Raw genomic sequence first — 19,749 nt, forward strand, 5'->3', positions numbered from 1 at the left:
GATCCTGCGGGAAAAGCGTGAACGCCTATTCTGCCGCAAGCACCCCCAAGCCTGGGGGCGGGCGGCTCAGTCTTCCAGGAACAGCGACACCACGTCGTTGGCGAAGCGATGGCCGAGCGCGGTCGGCACGATGCGGACGCCGTCGTCGTGCAGCCAGCCGGCGTCGAACGCGGCCTGCAGCGGGGCGGCGATCGCCGATGCCGGCAGGCCGGTGCAGGCCTCGAAATCGTGCAGCGTGAAGCCCTCGACCAGGCGCAGCGCGTTGAGCATGTACTCGAACGGCCGGCGCGCCTCGGCGATGCGCTCGTCGCCACCGATCGAGTCCGGCGTGCCGGCGGTCGCCAGCCAGGCCGTGGGGTGCTTGTGCTTCCAGCGGCGCGCGATCGTCTGCTCGCTGCCCAGCGTAAGCTTGCCGTGGGCCCCGGCGCCGATGCCCAGGTAGTCGCCGAAGCGCCAGTAATTGAGGTTGTGGGCGCATTGCCGGCCGGGCCGCGCGTAGGCCGAGATCTCGTACTGCGCGTAGCCCGCGTCGGCGAGCCGCGCCTGGCAGCGTTCCTGCATGTCCCAGGCCAGGTCCTCGTCGGGCAGGTCCTGCGGCGGGCGCGCGGCGTAGACGGTGTTGGGTTCGAGCGTGAGCTGGTAGTGCGAGATGTGCGCCGGCGCCAGCGCGATCGCGCGCGCGATGTCGTCCTCGGCCATCGCCAGTGTCTGGCCCGGCAGCGCATACATCAGATCGAGGTTGACGTTGTCGAACCCCGCTTCGCGCGCCAGCGCGACCGCCGCCAGCGCCTGCGCGCTGTCGTGGATCCGGCCCAGGCGCTGCAGGCAGCCATCGTCGAAGCTCTGGATGCCGAAGCTGATCCGGTTCACGCCGGCGCGGCGGTAGTCCTCGAAGCGGCCGTGCTCGGCGGTGCCGGGGTTGGTTTCCAGGGTGATCTCCGCGCCCGGGGCGAAGCGCAGCCGCGAGGAGGCGCCTTGCAGCAGCCGGTCGATCGCGTCGGCCGGGAACAGGCTCGGCGTGCCGCCGCCGAAGAACACGCTGTGCACCGTGCGGCCCCACACCAACGGCAAGTCCTGGTCGAGGTCGGCCAGCAGCGCGTCGACATAGGCATCGAACGGCAGCGCACCGCGTTGCTCGTGCGAGTTGAAGTCGCAGTACGGGCATTTGCGCACGCACCAGGGCAGGTGCACGTACAGCGACAGGGGCGGGGGAATCAGCATCGGCCGGAAGAGTGGAGGGGCCGGGTGGCCCGACACCAGGGGCGGGCGGGCCCGCCAGGAGGGATCAGGATGCCAGGCCGGTCAGGCGCTGACGCAGTGCCTGGAGCGCGCGGGCCCGGTGGCTGAGGCGGTTCTTCAGTTCGGGCGCCATCTCCGCGGCGGTCAGGCCGTGCTCGGGGTCGAGGAACACCGGGTTGTAGCCGAATCCGTGCTGGCCGCACGGGCTTTCGAGGATGCGGCCCTCCCAGGCGCCCTCGGCGATCAGCGGCTGCGGATCGTCGGCATGGCGCAGCACCACGATCACCGCGTAGAAGCGCGCCGTGCGCCGGTCCTCGGGCACGTCGCGTAGCGCCTCGAGCAGCTTGGCGTTGTTGGCGGCGTCATCGGTTGGCGTGCCGGCATAGCGCGCACTATAGAGGCCGGGCGCTCCGCCGAGCGCATCGACGATCAGACCCGAGTCGTCGGCCAGCGCGGGCAGTCCGGTGGTGGCACTGGCGTGGCGAGCCTTGATCAGCGCGTTCTCGACGAAGGTGGTGCCGGTCTCGGGCACGTCGTCCACACCCAGTGCGCGCTGGGCCACGATCTCCAGTGGCAGGTCGGCGAGCATCGCCTGCAGCTCGGTCAGCTTGCCGGCATTGCCGCTGGCCAGCACCAGGCGCGTGCGCGTGGACGTGTCCACGTCAGCGCGCCAACGCCGCGCGCTGCAGCGCGACCAGCTCGGCCACACCGGCCTCGGCCAGGCCCAGCATCGCGTCCATTTCGGCGCGGCGGAACGCGTGGCCCTCGGCCGTGCCCTGGATCTCGATGAAGCCGCCGCCGTCGTTCATCACCACATTCATGTCGGTGTCGCAGTCGCTGTCCTCGGCGTAGTCGAGGTCGAGCACCGGCACACCGCGGTAGACGCCGACCGAGACCGCGGCGATCGCGCCGTGGACCGGATCGCGACCGAGCTCGCGACGCGCCTGCAGCACGCGGATCGCATCGACCAGCGCGACATAGGCGCCGGTGATCGCGGCGGTGCGGGTGCCGCCGTCGGCCTGCAGTACGTCGCAGTCGAGGGTGATCGTGCGTTCGCCCAGCGCGCGGCGGTCGACGCAGGCGCGCAGGCTGCGGCCGATCAGGCGCTGGATCTCCAGCGTCCGCCCGCCCTGCTTACCGCGCGCAGCCTCGCGGTCGTTGCGGGTGTTGGTGGCGCGCGGGAGCATGCCGTACTCGGCGGTGACCCAGCCCTCGCCCTTGCCGCGCAGGAACGCGGGCACCCGGTTCTCGACGCTGGCGGTGCACAGCACACGCGTGTCGCCGAAGCTCACCAGCACCGACCCCTCGGCATGGCGGGTGAAGCCGCGCTCGAAGCGCACCTCGCGCAGTTGGTCGGGCGCGCGGCCGCTCGGGCGGGAAGAATCGGACATGTCGGGTCGCTGCAGGAAAACGGGGGGCGATTCTAGCAGCCGGCCGGTGGGTGGCTGGTCGTATCGGCTCGGCGCCAGCGGCCTTCAGGCATACTGCCGCGCTCCATCGCGCTTGATTTCGGGACCGCCATGATCCGCAGCATGACCGCCTTCGCCTCGGGCGAACGCACCACGCCCTGGGGCACGCTGAGCTGCGAGTTGCGCGCGGTCAACCACCGGTTCCTGGAACTGGGCACGCGGATGCCCGAAGAGCTGCGGGCGCTGGAACCGGTGCTACGCGAGCGCATCGCCGCCCGCGTGTCGCGCGGCAAGCTGGATCTGGGCCTGCGCCTGCGTCTGGTCGAGGGCGGCGGCGAGCTGCAGCTCAACCGCGCGCTGCTCGATCAACTCGGCCAACTGGCGCAGGACCTGCGTACCGGCTTTCCCGAACTGCGCGCCAGCCTGACCGAACTGCTTCAGTTCCCGGGCGTGTTGCAGTCGCGCGGCGTGGACCCGGCGGCGCTGCAGGTCGAGGTTCTGGCGCTGCTCGACGAGGTGCTCGACGGCTTCATCGCCGCGCGCGAGCGCGAGGGCGCCAAGCTCGTTGCCGCGACACTGGAACGGGTCGACGGCATCGCCGCGATCGCCGCCCAGGTCCGCACGCTGATGCCGGCCATCCGCGAAGGCCAGCGCGCCAAGCTGCAGGCGCGGCTCGACGACCTGGCCCAGCCGGTCGATCCGGGGCGGATGGAGCAGGAACTGGTGCTGTGGCTGCAGAAGCTCGACGTCGACGAGGAACTCGACCGGCTCGACAGCCATGTCGACGAGATCCGCCGCGTGTTCGCGCAGCGCGAGCCGGTGGGGCGGCGGCTGGATTTCCTGCTGCAGGAATTCAACCGCGAAGCCAACACGCTTGGCTCCAAGTCGGTCGACAAGCGCAGTTCGCAGGCCGCGATCGAGTTGAAAGTGCTGATCGACCAGATCCGCGAGCAGGTGCAGAACATCGAGTAGCGCGCCGAAAGGCGCATGCCTTTCGCGCACCGCAGAATCAATCGCTGCGTACTGTTTATCGGACTGGATCGCAGGTGCGCGCCGTGCCGCAGCCCGCGCTCCTCTCCCTCCCCGCTTGCGGGGAGGGCCGGGGAGGGGCGAACGCTCGCGCGAACGCTTGTTCCCAAAGTGAAAAATCCAGGCGCGATGTCCTGGGTTTTCATGCAACCGAAAGCGCCCCCACCCCAACCCTCCCCCGCGTGCGGGGGAGGGAGCGTAAGGCGCCACCTGGCGCAGCGCCCAAATCGCAACCCTCCCCGCGCGCGGGGAGGGAGCCTCCCATGCCCAGACATATCCCGAAGACGACCCTTCCCCGCGCACGGGTGAGGGAGTGATTGCAGTTCACCGCTGTCGGCCGGAGTGGGCGCATGCAGCTCCCCGTGTTGCCGCCGTCCGCGCTCTCTCCCTCCCCGCCTGCGGGGGAGGGCTGGGGAGGGGGCGGACGCTCGCGCTGACGCCTGTTCCCAAAAAACGCAAATCCAAGACGAGATGTCCTGGATTTGCGTGTCTGTCCCAGATGCTCGAGCGAAGGCGCCCGTGCCGGCCCGCCTCAGAACCGCAGACGCGCGCCGACCGAGTAGTAGCGCCCCAGCACGTCGTAGTAGGCCGAGAACGCCGATGAGGCGGGCGGGCCCTTGTCGAGCAGGTTGTTGATGTTGGCGTAGAGCTCCAGGTCCGAGTCGGCGAAGGCCGCGGTCCGCATGCTCATGCCCAAGTCGAAGTAGGTGACGCTGCCGATGTGGTTGTTGACGATGTCGACGGCCGAGTTGTAGTTGCCCGCTGAGATGTAGCGGGCCCGCAGGTTGGCGCCGAAGGTGTCACCGCGATAGGCGAGGGTGTTGGTCACGCGCAGCCGCGGGATGCCGGGGCCCGAGAACGCCGAGCCCTGGGAGCCGACGTAGCTCAGCTTGACCTCGCCATCGTCGGTCGTCAGCGCATTGATCCAGGTCGCCAGCGCGCGCCACTGCACCCGCCCGCCGGCCGAGGGCACGAGCCGCGCGGCCGGAAACGTGTAGAGGATCTCGGCGTCGATGCCATCGGTCTTGTACTGAGCGAGATTGACCGGCGTGGAGCGGATCAGCTCGATGCTGCCATTCGCATCGCGGGTGATGCGGCCGCACAGCACCTGGTTGCCGCGGGCGCAGCGGTTGACCACTTCCTGCACGCCCAGCGACATGATCACGTCGTTGATGGTGATGTCGAAGTAATCGATCGAGATGTCGAGACCTTCGGTGAACTGCGGCGTCCAGGCGATGCCGAAGGTCGTGGTGTCGGCCTCTTCCGGGGTCAGGCCGGGATTGCCGCCGCTGATGACCTGGGCCTGTACGGTCTGTCCGGTGATGGGGTCGGCAACGTTGTTCCAGCCGGTCAGCGCAGTGGTGAACAGCTCGGTGAGGTTGGCCGAGCGGATGTCGCGCGAGCGCGTGGCGCGTGCACGCAGCCCCGGCAGGAACTCGTTGGTCGCGCCGGCCTTCCAGGACCAGATCGAACCGGTGGTGTCGTAGTCGCTGATCCGCGCCGCGGCATTGAATTCGAGCTTGTTGAAACCGGGTACGTCGCGCACCAGCGGCACCAGGATCTCGCCGAAGGCTTCCTTGACGCGGAATGCGCCGAACATCGAGGCATGGCTGAACGAGCGGAACGCGCCTGCCGTGTCGAGCGCGCCCGCGGTGCTCTGCTGCCATTCTCGACGCGCCTCCACGCCGAGCGCGACCGAGACATCGCCAGCAGGCAGGGTCCACGGGTCGCCCTGCAGGCTCAGGCCGCCGGCATCGAGCTTGATCAGGGTCTCCTGCGTGGGCGCGCCGGTGACGTAGGCGATGGCCTCGGCGGACGGCGACCCGCTGCCGAACAGGTTGATCGGCACGCAGTCGGTGGTCGGATCGGTCAGGGCCACGCGACAGATCGGCTGGCCGGTCGTGGGACTGAGCACCGAATCGACTGCGCGTGCGTAGTTGTCGCGCAGCAAGAAGCCGGGATTGCGCATGTCCTGACGGTACTCGCCATGCGTGTAGTACGAGCGCCAGGTCCAGCCAGCACCGAGTGCGCCGTCGATCGCCAGCGTGGCTTCGGTGGTCTTGCGCTGGAAATCGATCGTCGCGTACGCGAAGTCGGAATTGAATCGTCCCATCTGGAACGACGACTCGCCGGCCGCGGCCAGCGCATCGCGTACCGGTGTGGGCAGGAACGCGTTGTCGGCCGAGATCCGCAGGCGGGTGCTGCCGCGGTTGTGGTCGCCGAACCACGGGTAATCGTTGTACATCCGCGAATGCCGGACATCGAGGGTGAGCCGGGTGTCATCGGTCAGGTCGAAGTAGGCGGTGCCCATCGTTGCGTAGCGACGCTGCGGGGTGACCAGCGGGCTGAAGTGGTCCGCGCTCGGGCCGTTGCCGCCGACCATCTGTGTGCCGCCGACCACGCGCCCGTACTTGAACGGACGCAAGGATCCGTCCGGCTCGAAGGCCTGGCCGGCGAGCGCGCCCGACAGGATCAGGCCGCCGTAGGCAGCGTCGGCAATCGACACGCCGTGGGTGAGCACGAAGCGGCCGTTGCCGTCGGGCAACGTCGCCCAGCCGGCAACGTCCGGCCGGCGCGATCTGGGCACCAGGCCATCGTTGTCGAGGAATTCGGCGCCCAGCACCAGGTGGCCGCGGCCACCGAACAACTCGCGACCGAAGGCCGCTTCGAAACGCCGTTCGTTGGCGTCGCCGCGATCGGAGACGCCGAACTGCGTGCCGAGCTTGGTGCCGACGAAGGTCCGGTCGATGGCGATGTTGACCACGCCGCTGACCGCGCCCGAGCCCCATGCGGCCGACGCGCCGCCAGTGACGATGTCCGCGCCCTGCACCATGACCGAAGGAATGGTGTTGAGGTCGTTGGTGCTGGAGAAGCGGCGGCCGTCGATCAGCACCAGGGTGCGATTGACGCCGAGCGCGCGCAGGTCGACCGGCGCCGAACCGGCATCGGTATTGGTGCCGGTGGTCTGCGGCGAGACGCCGGCGCGAAACTGCGGCAGGTCGTTCAACGCCGCGGCGATATTGGGCCGCCCACCGACGGCCAGGTCCTGTGCGCTGAGGCTCGTGGTCGGCGTGGGCGCGTCGAAACCCGGGCGGTCGAGCCGTGAGGACGAGGCCCGGACCTGGACCGTGTCGAGATTGGTTGCGGCATTGCCGGACGTGGCGCCGATGGCCGCGCCGGGCGTCGCGGTGCCATCGTCGGGCAATCGGATCAGGATCGATCCGTTCTCTTCGGTGACGTCCAGTGAGGTGCCGTCGAGCAAGGCCTCGAATGCAGCGCGCGGCTCGAGTAGCCCGCTGACGCCGTCGGTGCGCAGGCCCCGGACCTGGCGCGCCGGATAGATCGCATTGACGTCGAACTGTCTGGCCAGCGCGTCCAGCGCATCGGCCAGGTCGCCGGCGGCGACCTCCACCTGACGGGGTTCGGCCGCGATGGCGATCGGGGCCGACAAGGCCGACAGCGCGGCGAGGATGGCAGCATGGATGAGGCTGGATCGCAGGCGGTTCGAACGTGGCATGGCCTTCCTCGGGTTCGGCTCGAGCGCGAGCCGCTGATTGGAATGTCGAACGAGCGCGCGGTTTCCGGCAACGCGCGCGTGCGGGCCCGGGAATCCCGGGCCCGGCAATTGGTCAGGCGTCCGTGTTCAGTGCGGGCGGGCGACGCGCCGCGATCCACGGCGAGGCTTGCTCGTAGGCATGCGCGACCTGCAGCACGGCCAGGTCGGCATGCGTGGGCCCGATGATCTGCAGGCCGAGCGGCAGGTCGTCGGGTCCGCCGAAACCGGCCGGTACGGCCAGGGCCGGCAGGCCCGCCATCGTCGCCGGCAGCGTCACCTCCATCCAGCGGTGATAGCTGTCCATGGGCGTGCCGGCAATCGCGCGCGGCCAGTGCTGCTCGACATCGAACGGGAACACCTGCGCGGTGGGCAGCACCAGGAAGTCGAATTGCTCGAACGCCTTGCTGAAGGCTTCGTAGATCCGCGTACGTCCGGCTTGCGCATCGGCGATGCGCTCGGGCGTCAGCTGCTGGAAGCCCTCGACCTCCCATAGCGCCTCGGGTTTCATCAAGGCGCGCTTGGCCGGATCGGCGGCGTAGGCACGCAGGTCGTCGCCTACCGACAGGTGGCGCAGGGTCACGGCGGTGCGCCACATCGCCTCGGCCGGCTCCCGGAGCGTGGCCGCGTCCACGCGCATGCCGAGGGTCCGGAACGCCGAGAGCGCGCGCTCGCAGGCCTCGAGCAGACCGGCTTCCATCGGCAGTGCGCCGCCCAGATCGCCCAGCCAACCGATCCGCCGGCCGGTCCAGTCGCGCGCCAGCGGCTGGGCGAAGATCGCCGGATCGTCCTTGAGCGAAAACGGTGCACGGGGATCGGCGCCGGCCTGGACCGAGAGCATCAGCGCGAGGTCGGCCACGGTGCGCGCCATCGGTCCGGAGGTGGCGTAGGTCTGACTGAAGACATCACTGGATGGCGCGGAGGGCACACGCCCGAACGACGGCCGGAAGCCGAACACGTTGTTCCAGCCCGCCGGATTGCGCAGCGAGCCGCCGAAATCGCTACCGTCGCCCAGCGGCGTCATCCGCAGCGCGAGTGCCACGGCACTGCCACCGGAACTGCCGCCGGCGGATTTGCGCGGGTCGTAGGCGTTGCGGGTCACGCCGAATATCGGGTTGTAGCTGTGCGAGCCGAGCGCGAATTCCGGCACGTTGGTCTTGCCGGTGAAGATCGCACCGGCGTTGCGCATCCGCGACACCACCAGCGAATCGGACGCAGGCACGTTGTCGCGCAGCAGCGGCGAGCCTTGCGTGCTGCGCATGCCGCGCACCGGTGCGGTGTCCTTCACTGCATGCGGGAACCCGTGCAACGGGCCGTGGAAGCGGCCCTTCGCAGCGTCTTCGTCCTGCGCCGCGGCTTGGCGCATCAACAGCTCGGGATCGACCGACGAGACGATGGCGTTGAAGCGCGGATTGAGCGTCGACAGCCGTGCGAGGTAGGCGGTCATCGTCTCGCGTGCGGAGACGCTGCGCTTGCGGATCGCCGCCGCGAGATCCACGGCGGACAGGTCCAGCACGTCCTCGCGCGGTCGTGCGAACACGGTGCCGACGCCGCCCGCCGCATACGCCGCCACTGCGGCGGCCCCCATCTTCAATGCCGTGCGCCGTGTCACTGGCATGCAAGCCGCCCCTGGATCATGTGCGTCCCCTTGCCCGGCCCGAAAGGGGCCGCTGCCTGTGGAGTCGAACGAGGATGCGAGTTCCGGCTATCGATCTGCGCGGCGATGCATCGCCGCGGTGGTCGCGTTACAGATGGCGCTCGAGCCAGCCCACTACGCGTTCGAGCACGTCGCGTTCCTGCTCGCGTGCCTCGAACCAGTGCGGGCCGCGCGGATAGCGCACCATCTCCACTGGCGTGCCGTTGACCAGCAGCGCGCGATGGAACTGCTCGCCCTGCGAGATCGGCACGCGCCGGTCCTCCTCGCCGTGCAGCACCAGTACCGGCACCGCCACGTTGTGCGCGCTGCGGATCGGCGAGTTGCGGTCGTAGAGCTCGCGCTGCTCGAGCACGTTGCCGAAATAGCCGGGCAGGTACTCGTAGGGCACATCGGTGGTCAGGGCCATCACGGCGGTATCGATGACGGCCGCGCCGACGATCGCAGTGCGGAAGCGGTCACTGTGACCGACCGCCCAGGCCGACAGGTAGCCGCCATAGCTCCACCCGCCGATGGCCACGCGTTCCGGATCGGCGATGCCCTCGGCCTCGAGCGCGTCCAGCCCGTCGAGCACGTCCTGGAATGGGCCCTCGCCCCAGTCACCGCGCGCCAGCGAGGTGAAGTCGTCGCCTTGCCCGTAGGAGCCGCGTGGATTGGGCAGCAGCACTGCGTAGCCACGCATGGCCAGCGATTGCGCCCAGTCGTGCCAGGACCCCAGCCAGCCCGACAGCCAGGCATCGGCGGGCCCGCCGTGGGCTTGCACCAAGGTCGGCAGCCGCGTGCCGGGGCGCCAGTCGGGCGGCAGTACGAGCACGCCATGGATCGGCCGGCCATCGCGCGAGCTTGTCCAGACGCGGTCGCGGACCTGGCCCAGCGGCCAGGCGCGCACCTGCGGATTGGTGTCGGTGAGCCAGGTCACGCCGCCGCCGCCCAGGACCTCGGCTTCCGACAACGTGCCGACCTCGGGTGGCTGCTCGGCTCGGCCATGGGCCAGCGCGACCCGGCCGTTGCGCGCCAGGCTCAGGCCGCGAACAGGCCCTTGCAGTTCGGCCAGTTCCACGACCTCGCCGTCGCTCGGGTCGATCGCCAGCAGATGCGGGCGCACGCCGCGCAGCCCGACCCCAACCAGCGTGCCGTCGTCGCGCCACTGCAATGTGCGCAGCGTGCCGGGCCATGCCGTTGCGAGCGCGACGTGGGTGTCGGTGGTGGGGGCATAGACCATGCGCGTGGCGGTGTGCCCATGCGGGCCGAGCTGTCCGTACAGCAGCCGGGTGCCGTCGGGCGACCACGCCAGCGGCCCACCGGAGGCACGCGTGGTGACCGTGCCCAGCATGCCGCCGTCCTCGGCCGATACCAGTACGACCCGCGAGCGGTACCACATCGCGCCGAGGCCGACCTCGTCGGAGACCCGCAGCGCGAAGCTGCGGCCGTCCGGCGACCAGGCCAAGTCCTGGACCTGGAGGTCCGGCGGGGTCAGGGCCCGGGCATCGCGGCCGTTCGCATCGCTGATCCACAGCCGCGTGAACTGCGCATCGCGCCCGACCTCGACCGCGTCATCCTTGCGCGCGATCCGGGCAGCACGCTCGGGCGAGGGCGGGTCGATCGCCAGGTAGGCCACGCGCGTGCCGTCGGCCGACCACGAGAACGCGGTGACGTCGCCGGCCGAGGTGGTCAGCGGGCGCGGTGTCGCGCCGTCCGCGGTCGTGACCCAGACCTGGCTCGCTGCCCGCGGTGTCGCGGTGTCCTCGCCTGGCGCGGCGCGCGTGGACAAAAACCCCAGGCGCGTGCCATCGGGCGACCAGCGCGGCATCCGGTCGGCGGCGGTCTCCGGCGCGGCGAGTTCCACCGGCGCGCTGCGGCCGTCGCTGGCCACGCGCCAGATGCGCCGCAGGTTCGTTGCGCCCGCCGGGCGCGGCGTCTCTACCGTGTAGGCGATGGTGGCCCCGTCAGGACTGATCTGCGGGTCGCCAACCTCCTTGAGGTCGACGACCTGCGCCGGGGACGGAACGCCATCGCGTGCCTGCAGTGGCAGCACACAAGCCATCGCGATGCTGGCGCCGATCGATGCACGCAGCGCCAGCGCGCGCAACGTCGCGCGGGCGGGCAGGGCGGTGCGGCAACCTTCGGCGTCGGATGTCCGCATGGCCGCGTGCGCGCTGCGGCCTGGTTCGAATCTCGGCATGGGAGTCTCGGTCTCGGGCCCGGAATGGGGCCGCCAGCTTAAGAGGTCGAACGATCGCTGGCATTCCGGTAAGGGGGGCAGCACAGCGCCGAGGTTGCGCGTTACTGGCGCGCGGTCAGCACGATGCGGTCGTCTTCGGCCTGGGCCTGGACCGGGAAGCCCTGCTGGATCAGGCTGACGAACGCATCCAGTTCGGTGGCGCGGAAGATGCCGCCCACGCGCAGTGCGCCGACCGCCGGATCCTCGACGACCAGCTTGCGGGTGTTGTAGCGGTTGAACTCGGCGATCGCCTCGGCCATCGGCGTGTCACGGAAGACCAACTGGCCGGTGCGCCAGCTCAGATCCTGGGCAAGCTCCACCGGCGAGCGCGCCCGCACCAGCACCGCGTCGCCCTGCGTGCGCGCCGCCATGCCTGCCTCCAGCAGCGGCGCCTGCAGTACTTCGTCGCGGCCACCTGCGGTCTCGATCCGCACCCGGCCTTCGGTGACCACCACCTGCACATCGTCGCCATCGCGCCGCACGGAGAACGCGGTGCCGACGGCAATGACCCGCTTGTCGCCCGCTTCGACAACAAACGGCCGGGCCGGATCCTTGGCGACTTCGAAGAAGGCTTCGCCCTGGCGCAGGCGCACGCGCCGGTCGTCGCCGGCCATGTCGACGCGCAGGCGGCTGTCGGTGTTGAGCGTCAGCCGCGAGCCGTCCGGCAGCGCCACCGCCTCCAGCGCGCCGACGCGGGTGGCGTAGACGTCGTCGCGCGACCAGGACAACTGCACCAGCGCGGCCAGGCCGACAGCGCAGACCAGGCTGGCCGCGACCGCCAGACCGGGCAGGCGCCAGCGCCGCGCGCGTACCGGGATATCCGGCGGCGGCGCGGCGCGCACCGGTTCTGGCGCGGCGCCTGCTGGCCCCAGCAGCGCCTGCAGCCGGCCCACCTCCTGCCAGGCGCCCTTGAAGCGGTAGTAAGCCGCCCGATGGCCGACCGACTGCGCAAGCCAGGCCTCCAGCTCGGCGGCGTCGTGCTCGCTCCAGGGGCCGTTCTCTTGCCGCAGCAGCCAGGCCGCGGCAGCCTGTTCGTCGCGTTCCCTATTGCCCATGACGCGTTGCCATCCTTGTCCACGTGTCCTCGGTGTCACGATGTTCGCCCGACTTGCCGTACAGCGCGTCGGCCAGCAGGGCGATGCCGCGCATGAGATGTTTCTCGACGGTTGCTTCGGCGATGCCTAGACGGCGGGCGATCTCTTTTTGCGGAAGATCCTCGATCCGGCGCATCCACACCACCTGGCGACAGCGCGGCGGCAGACGCCGGAACAGCGTCGATAGGCGGTGCATCTGTTCGCGACCGGCGGCGCGCCGCTCCGGCGACAGTTCGTCGATCAGTACGTTCAGGCTGTCCACGTCGGCCAGCAGGTCGAAGGCCACGATGCGTTCGCGGCGCACGCGGTCCACCAGCAGCTTGCGCGCCACGTCGAACAGAAACGCCTTGGGCGAGTGTGGGCGCTGGCGCTCGGCAGCCAGCAGCACGCGGATGTAGATGTCGTGCCGGATGTCCTGCACTTCGTTGGGATGCACCCATTTGCGGGCCAGGAAGCGGACGAGCGCGGCCTCGTGAGGCAGGATCTCGCGCTGGAACCAGGTCTCCAATGCAGTGTCCATCGCGCCGCCGGTCCGCGCTCCCCGCGCGGTTCGTCTCCGACGCTATCCCAAGCGCCGGGCAAAATCGATTGGAGGAACCTGCCCGCTCGTTCGACTCCGGGTCGAATGGCGGACCGGCGGGCGATGGGTGCCCGGGGGCCGGCGCATCGCGACGGGCCTGCGCGTAAAGCGGTACGATGCGCGGCTTTCCGGGCGCCGGAGCCAGGCGTGACCCATCGCGAACCCGCACCCCAGATCGCCGTCGCGCCCATGCGCGGCACGCTGTTCATCGTCGCGGCGCCGTCGGGCGCCGGCAAGTCGAGCATCGTCAACGCCTGCCTGTCGCGCGATCCGGACATTGCGCTGTCGATCTCGTTCACCTCGCGTGCGCCCCGGCCGGGCGAGCGTCATGCCGAGCATTACCACTTCGTCGGCAAGGACACCTTCCAGCAGATGATCGCGGCGGGCGAGTTCTTCGAATACGCCCTGGTGCACGGCGACTGGAAGGGCACCGCCCGCCAGTCGGTGGAGCCGCAACTGGCCGCCGGCAAGGATGTGCTGCTGGAGATCGACTGGCAGGGCGCGCGGCAGGTCCGGGCCTTGGTGCCCGAGGCGGTCAGCGTGTTCATCCTGCCGCCCTCGCGCGAGGCGCTCGACCAGCGCATGCGCAAGCGCGGCCAGGACAGCGAGGCGGTGATGGCCCAGCGCCTGGCGGCGGCGCAGGAAGAGATGTCGCATTACGACGAGTTCGACTACCTGGTGGTCAACGAGGACTTCGATCGTGCGGTCGCCGAGATGTGCGCGATCTTCCGCGCCAGCCGCCTGCGCCGCGAGCGCCAGGCCGAGCGCCACGCCGAGCTGATCGCAAGGCTGCTGTCGGGGCATTGAGCGGGCCGTTGGCCTGCGCTGCGTGGCGCAAGTGATTGATTCGTTGAGGCGCGCCTTGCGCGGCGGACCGTCCGGCCGTATCATGCTCGGCCCTTTTCCCCGAATTCGCGCGACCTGTGCCGGTCGCCGGGAGCCCGCATGGCCCGCATCACCGTAGAAGATTGCCTGGAAGTCGTCGACAACCGCTTCGAGCTGGTCATGATGGCCGCCAAGCGTGCGCGTCAGCTCGCCAATGGCGTCGAGGCTCAGCTCGACAACAGCGAAAACGACGACAAGCCGACCGTCCTGGCGCTGCGCGAGATCGCCGCGCGCCGGATCGACCAGCCGTTCATCGACGCGGTCGACAAGTCCGAGCGCGAGCGCAAGGAGCGTGAGGCGCTGGAGTGGGCGGCGGCCGAAGTCGTTGCCGACGAAGACATGGCCAAGGGCGACGATCTCTGATCGCATCGTGCCGCGCTGACGCCCCGCGTCGCGCACAGGTTGATCGACGGCCCCGCTTTCGAGCGGGGCCGTTGCGTTTTGGCAGTCCCATTACCGGTTTCCGGTAGCGGGGCCTGCCCGCGGCGAAGCCCGGTTCACAAACGCCGACCTTGCCCGTAGGCTTCGGGGATGACGCCCGCCCCTCCCGCCAGTCTCGTCATGCCGGACGTTCCCGGCGACGACGCGCTGCCCGATTACGTCCGCGACCTCGAACGCGCCGCGCTTTATCTGCCTGATGAGCAGCGTGCGCTGTTGCGACGTGCGTGGGAAGTGGGCGCGGCGGCGCACGCGGGGCAGATGCGCAAGTCCGGCGAGCCCTACATCACCCATCCAGTCGCGGTCGCCCGGGTGTTGGCCGAGCAGAAGGTCGACGTCGAGACCCTAGTCGCGGCGATCCTGCACGACACCATCGAGGACACGCCGCTCACGCGCGAGCAACTGGCCGAACAGTTCGGCGAACCGGTGGCCGAACTCGTCGATGGCGTGACCAAGCTCGACAAGCTCAACTTCAGCAGCCGGCAGGAAGCCGACGCCGAAAGCTTCCGCAAGATGATGCTGGCGATGGCGCGCGATCTGCGCGTGATCCTGATCAAGCTTGCCGACCGTCTGCACAACATGCGCACGCTCGGCGCGCAGCCGGGGCCGTCGCGCGAGCGCATCGCGCGCGAAACCCTGGAGGTCTATGCGCCGATCGCCCAGCGTCTGGGCATGAACCGGATCAAGGCCGAGCTGCAGGATCTGGGGTTCCATGCGCTGCATCCGATCCGCCACATGGTGCTCGAGAAGCGCATCCGCAATCAGCCGCTGGTGCGGCGCGAGGCGCTGGCGAGCATCGAGGCGCAACTGGCACAGCGCCTGACCAGCGCCGGGCTGCAGTACCGTCTCGTGGGACGGGTGAAGTCGCCCTGGAGCATCTACAACAAGATGCAGGGCGAGGGGAAAACCTTCACCCAGGTCATGGATGTGTTCGGCTACCGGATCATCGTCGGCAACGCCGCCGACTGTTACCACGCGCTGGGCATCGCCCACGCCGTGTTCAAGCCGCTGGACGGGCGCTTCCGCGACTTCATCGCGATCCCGAAGGCGAACGGCTACCAGTCGTTGCACACCGTGCTGTTCGGACCGTATGGCGCGCCGATCGAGGTGCAGATCCGCACCGAGGAGATGGACCTGATCGCCGAGCGCGGCATCGCCGCGCACTGGGCCTACAAACACGGCGGCGAGGGGCCCAACAGCGCCCAGTCGCGCGCGCATTCGTGGATCGCCGGCCTGCTGGAATCCCAGCGCACGACCGGCTCGTCGCTGGAATTCCTGGAGAACGTCAAGGTCGACCTGTTCCCCGACGAGGTCTACCTGTTCACGCCCAAAGGCGACATCATGTCGCTGCCGCGCAATTCGACCGCGCTCGACTTCGCCTACTCGGTGCACACCGACATCGGTAACCAGGCGGTCGCCGCGCGCGTGGACGGCAAGCTGGTGCCGCTGCGCACGCAGCTCGCGAGCGGCCAGCGCGTGGAGATCGTCACCGCCAAGTCCTCGATGCCGCGGCCGCAGTGGCTGGAGTTCGTGGCCACGGGCAAGGCGCGGACCGCAATCCGTGCGCAGCTCAAGCAACTGCAGCACGAGGACGCCGTGCAACTGGGCCACCGCATGCTCGACCGCGCGCTGGAAGGGCTGGGGACCTCGCTCGATCGGCTGCCGCAGGAGCGGCTCGACACCTATTTGGCCGAGGCGCGCTACCCGCGTCTCGAGGAGTTGATGGCCGACATCGCGCTGGGCAACTGGATGCCCGCACAGGTGGCGTCGGCGCTGGCGCAGCACGATGCCGACGCCGAAGGCGATCGACCGGCGGCGCGAGCCGGCGAGACGATCCGCATCCGCGGCGACGAGCGCGGGGTCATCGCATTCGCCAATTGCTGCATGCCGATTCCGGGCGACGACATCATGGGCTACCACACCACCGGGCGCGGCATCGTCGTGCATCGGCTGGATTGTCCCAACGTCGCCGAATTCCGCAAGTCGCCCGAGCGCTGGGTCGCGATCGACTGGGACCGCGAGGTTGTCGGCGACTACAACGTCGCGCTGCGCATCGAGGTCGAGAACCATCCCGGCGTCTTGGCGCAGGTGGCCGCGGCGATCGCGCGCGCGCATTCCAACATCGATGGTGTCGAGTACCTCGAACGCGACAGCACAGTCGCCGCGATCCGGTTTTCGATCGAGGTCAAGCACCGCAAGCACTTGGCCGACGTCATCCGTCGCACCCGGCGGCTGCCGGTCGTTCACGGCGTGCAGCGGATGTAGCCCGCGGCCGCCCGGGCGACCGCGCGCGGGCATCACCCTACAATGGCGGGATCTTCCACCGGAGTTCCGCCATGCCCCGCACGCCTATCAACACCCAGGACGCGCCCGCCGCGATCGGCCCGTATTCCCAGGCCGTCCGCGCCGGCGACACCGTGTACTTCTCCGGGCAGATCCCGCTCGATCCGGCGACCGGCGAGATCGTCGAGGGCGACATCTCGGCGCAGGCGCGCCGCGCCTTCGACAACCTCAAGGCGGTAGCCGAAGCGGCCGGCGGCAGCATGGCCGACATCGTGCGTGTGGGCCTGTACGTCACCGATCTGGGCGAGTTCGCACAGGTCAATGCGGTGATGGCCGATTACTTCGACGCGCCGTATCCCGCGCGCTCGACGATCGAAGTGCCGGCGCTGCCCAAGGGCGCGCGCTTCGAGGTCGACGCGGTGATGGTGCTCGCCTGATCCCAGGCGTGCCGCGCAGATGAGCAGGCCGGCGCTTGCCGCCGCCGGCGCCGCCTCGGTGTCGACGCTGCCCGGCGTCGGCCCGAAGGTCGCCGACAAGCTGACCGCGCGCGGGCTGGCCACGGTCGGCGATCTGTGGCTGCACCTGCCGCGCCAGTACGAGGACCGGACCCGGGTCGTGCCGATCCGCGCACTGCGTGGCGGTGTACCGGCGCAGGTGCAGGGCCGGGTCGAGGCGGTGGATCGTGCGTTTCGTCGGCGTCCGATGCTACGCGTCGCGATCGGCGACGGATCGGGGGCGACCCTGGTGTTGCGGTTCTTCCATTTCCGTGCCGCCCAGTTGGCGCAGTTCGCAGTCGGCACGCCGCTGTGCGTCTACGGCACGCCGCGGCCGGGGCAGCACGGCCTGGAAATCGTCCATCCCAGCTACCGGGTGATCGGCGATGCCGCCGATCCGGTGGTCGAGGACGCGCTCGACCCGGTCTATCCGGCTATCGAAGGCATCGGGCCGGCGACGCTGCGCCGCATGATCGGGCATGCGCTCGACCGCTTGCCCGACGGTGACGCCTTGGAGCTGGTGCCGGCCGACCTGCTCGCCGGACTCGCATTGCCGAGGTTGCGTGAGGCGCTGCTGACGGTGCATCGCCCGCCGCCGGATGTGGACCTGGGCGCGTTGTTGTCCGGACGTCATCCGGCGCAGCGGCGGCTGGCCTTGGAGGAGCTGCTGGCCCATCACTTGAGTCTGCGGCGGCAGCGGATTGCGCTGCAGGCCCATCGCGCGCCAGTGCTGCGGCCCGGACCGCTCGCGGCCGCGATGGAGGCCGGCCTGCCGTTCGCGCTGACCGGCGCGCAGCGCCGTGTACATGCCGAGATCGTGCGCGATCTCGCGCAGCCGCGCCCGATGCTGCGCCTGGTCCAGGGCGACGTGGGCAGCGGCAAGACGGTCGTCGCCGCGCTGGCCGCGCTGGCGGCGATCGACTCGGGCCGCCAGGCGGCGCTGATGGCGCCCACCGAACTGCTGGCCGAACAGCATTTCCGCAATCTGTCGGCCTGGCTCGGGCCGTTGGGCGTCCGTGTCGCGTGGCTTGCGGGCAAAGTCACCGGACGTGTGCGCGCGGCCACGGCTGCGGACATCGCCGCGGGCGTCGCGCAACTGGTGGTCGGCACCCATGCGTTGATGCAGCAGGCGGTCGAGTTCCACGACCTGGCACTGGCGATCGTCGACGAGCAGCACCGCTTTGGCGTGCACCAGCGCCTGGCGCTGCGCGACAAGGGCGCGCAGGCGGGCAGCGTGCCGCACCAACTGGTGATGACCGCCACACCGATTCCGCGCACGCTGGCGATGGCGGCCTACGCCGATCTCGACGTTTCGGCGATCGACGAGCTCCCGCCCGGGCGCACGCCGGTGCAGACCGTGGTGCTTGGCGCCGGCCGGCGCGCCGAGCTGATCGAGCGCGTGCGTGCCGCGTGCGCGCAGGGCCGGCAGGCGTACTGGGTCTGCACGCTGATCGACGAGTCCGACGAGGTCGTGGCGCAGGCCGCGCAGACGACGTTCGAGCAACTGTCCGCGGCGTTGCCGGACCTGCGGATCGGCTTCGTGCACGGACGCCTGCGCGCCGCGGAGAAGCAGGCTGCGATGCGCGCATTCAAGGACGGCCACAGTGACCTGCTGGTCGCCACCACCGTGATCGAGGTCGGCGTGGACGTGCCCAATGCGTCATTGATGGTGATCGAGAACGCCGAGCGCCTGGGGCTGGCGCAACTGCATCAGTTGCGCGGGCGCGTGGGGCGCGGCAGCGCCGCGTCGAGCTGCGTACTGCTGTATCAGCCGCCACTCTCGCGCACCGCACGCGAACGGCTCGACACGATGCGCACGACCGGCGATGGCTTCGTGATCGCCGAGAAGGACTTGGCATTGCGCGGGCCGGGCGAACTGCTGGGCACGCGGCAGACCGGCCTGGCCGAGTTCCGGCTTGCTGATCTTGCGCGCGATGCCGACCTGCTGCCGGTCGTCCATCGGCTCGGCGAGGCCTTGCTGCGGACCGATCCTCAGTGCGCGGACCGGCTGGTCGCACGCTGGATCGGGGGCGCGGCGCGCTACGCGGCGGCCTAACAGTGCATGTTGATCGACAACCCGCCCCGGTTGCCTCGTTCATCTGCATGAACTGGCGATCTTCATGCAGTCACCACTTCGCTGCGAGGTACGGTACCTGATACGCGGGGATATGCGTTGTGATGGGGGGCTAGGGAATGGCGCTTTCAGTGGAAACGATCCGGGTCTATGCGGCCGATGAGCGGCCGATCGTGCTGGCTGGCATGCGCGCGGTGCTGCATGCGCCCGATTCGGGCATGCATCTCACCGGGGAGGCCGCCAGTGGGCAGGCGCTGCTGCAGATGCTGCAGACGCGGTTCGACTGCAATGTTGTGGTCACTGATTTTTCGATGAAGGGTGCCGATCCCCGCGCTGGAGATGGCCTGCGGTTGCTGGGCCAGCTGCGGACGCGGTTTCCTGCGATCGGCGTCGTGGTCTTCACTGAAGTCCGCAATCCGCCGCTGTTGCGCGCGATGTTCGAACTGGGCGTGCACGCGATCGTGGACAAGTCCGGTACGCTCGATGAGCTCCCTGTCGCGATCCGATGGGCGGCAAGCGGCCGGCGCTACCTGAGCCGGAGCATTCAGCGCTTGCTCGATGCTGCGACCGGATGCGGCCGCGGCGCACCGCTGTCGCGCCAGGAGGCGGAGGTCGTGCGCTTGTTCGCCAGCGGCAAGACGGTCAGCGAGATCGCATCGTCGTTCTCGCGCAGCGTCAAGACCGTCAGCAGGCAGAAGAGCGACGCGATGCGCAAGCTCGGGCTCGAGAACCACAGCCAGCTCTATGCCTATGCGTTGTCCGGCGGGTTGGCGCGCTGAGCGAGCCTGACGCAGGC

Annotated in this window: 15 protein-coding genes; 7 read left to right on the top strand and 8 right to left on the bottom strand. The window is 69.8% G+C overall.

What is annotated here, in order from left to right; genetic code table 11:
* Positions 1-66 precede the first annotated feature (66 nt).
* From BEN78_09820 to BEN78_09830, 3 genes are all read right to left on the bottom strand, one after another.
* Entirely contained in the window at positions 67-1,221 is a 1,155-nt protein-coding gene (locus BEN78_09820) for a YggW family oxidoreductase (protein ASR43625.1), read from the bottom strand.
* Between the two features lie 64 nt (positions 1,222-1,285).
* Positions 1,286-1,828, bottom strand: a complete 543-nt coding sequence (locus BEN78_09825; protein ASR45057.1) for a non-canonical purine NTP pyrophosphatase, RdgB/HAM1 family — start codon at positions 1,826-1,828, stop codon at positions 1,286-1,288.
* 73 nt (positions 1,829-1,901) lie between these two features.
* A complete protein-coding gene (locus tag BEN78_09830) occupies positions 1,902-2,630 on the bottom strand; it encodes a ribonuclease PH (protein ASR43626.1) in 729 nt (242 codons plus the stop codon).
* 129 nt (positions 2,631-2,759) lie between these two features.
* Here BEN78_09830 and BEN78_09835 point away from each other — a divergent pair, with 129 nt between their 5' ends.
* Positions 2,760-3,620 carry a YicC family protein gene (locus BEN78_09835; protein ASR43627.1) on the top strand — a complete coding sequence of 287 codons (861 nt, stop codon included), beginning with the start codon at positions 2,760-2,762 and terminating at the stop codon, positions 3,618-3,620.
* Positions 3,621-4,209: 589 nt separating this feature from the next.
* On the opposite strand, the gene BEN78_09840 is transcribed toward BEN78_09835, so the two are convergent.
* From BEN78_09840 to BEN78_09860, 5 genes are all read right to left on the bottom strand, one after another.
* On the bottom strand, positions 4,210-7,194 hold the full coding sequence (locus BEN78_09840) for an outer membrane receptor protein (GenBank protein ASR43628.1): 2,985 nt from the start codon (positions 7,192-7,194) through the stop codon (positions 4,210-4,212).
* 112 nt (positions 7,195-7,306) lie between these two features.
* Entirely contained in the window at positions 7,307-8,770 is a 1,464-nt protein-coding gene (locus tag BEN78_09845; GenBank protein ID ASR45058.1) for an amidase, read from the bottom strand.
* A 205-nt stretch (positions 8,771-8,975) separates the two neighbouring features.
* Positions 8,976-11,027: a hypothetical protein gene (locus BEN78_09850; protein ID ASR43629.1), complete on the bottom strand. Its 2,052-nt coding sequence runs from the start codon at positions 11,025-11,027 to the stop codon at positions 8,976-8,978.
* Positions 11,028-11,167: 140 nt separating this feature from the next.
* Positions 11,168-12,160: a hypothetical protein gene (locus tag BEN78_09855; GenBank protein ID ASR43630.1), complete on the bottom strand. Its 993-nt coding sequence runs from the start codon at positions 12,158-12,160 to the stop codon at positions 11,168-11,170.
* Positions 12,150-12,719, bottom strand: coding sequence for a transcriptional regulator (locus tag BEN78_09860; protein ASR43631.1), 570 nt, complete (start codon positions 12,717-12,719; stop codon positions 12,150-12,152). Before BEN78_09860 ends, BEN78_09855 begins: the two co-directional genes overlap by 11 nt.
* Positions 12,720-12,968: 249 nt before the next feature.
* On the opposite strand from BEN78_09860, the gene BEN78_09865 reads away from it, so the two are divergent.
* From BEN78_09865 to BEN78_09890, 6 genes are all read left to right on the top strand, one after another.
* Positions 12,969-13,586 carry a guanylate kinase gene (locus tag BEN78_09865; GenBank protein ID ASR45059.1) on the top strand — a complete coding sequence of 206 codons (618 nt, stop codon included), beginning with the start codon at positions 12,969-12,971 and terminating at the stop codon, positions 13,584-13,586.
* A gap of 138 nt (positions 13,587-13,724) precedes the next feature.
* Entirely contained in the window at positions 13,725-14,027 is a 303-nt protein-coding gene (locus BEN78_09870; GenBank protein ID ASR43632.1) for a DNA-directed RNA polymerase subunit omega, read from the top strand.
* 168 nt (positions 14,028-14,195) lie between these two features.
* Positions 14,196-16,367 (top strand): bifunctional GTP diphosphokinase/guanosine-3',5'-bis(diphosphate) 3'-diphosphatase, encoded by a 2,172-nt coding sequence (locus BEN78_09875; GenBank protein ASR43633.1) that lies wholly within the window; start codon positions 14,196-14,198, stop codon positions 16,365-16,367.
* Between the two features lie 71 nt (positions 16,368-16,438).
* Complete coding sequence (locus BEN78_09880) at positions 16,439-16,822, top strand: reactive intermediate/imine deaminase (GenBank protein ID ASR43634.1); 384 nt, start codon at positions 16,439-16,441, stop codon at positions 16,820-16,822.
* Positions 16,823-16,841: 19 nt separating this feature from the next.
* Entirely contained in the window at positions 16,842-18,935 is a 2,094-nt protein-coding gene (locus tag BEN78_09885) for an ATP-dependent DNA helicase RecG (GenBank protein ASR43635.1), read from the top strand.
* A gap of 137 nt (positions 18,936-19,072) precedes the next feature.
* Complete coding sequence (locus tag BEN78_09890) at positions 19,073-19,732, top strand: hypothetical protein (GenBank protein ID ASR43636.1); 660 nt, start codon at positions 19,073-19,075, stop codon at positions 19,730-19,732.
* Positions 19,733-19,749 lie beyond the last annotated feature (17 nt).

The sequence above is a fragment of the Xanthomonas citri pv. mangiferaeindicae genome (assembly GCA_002240395.1).
GTDB lineage: Bacteria > Pseudomonadota > Gammaproteobacteria > Xanthomonadales > Xanthomonadaceae > Luteimonas > Luteimonas citri_A.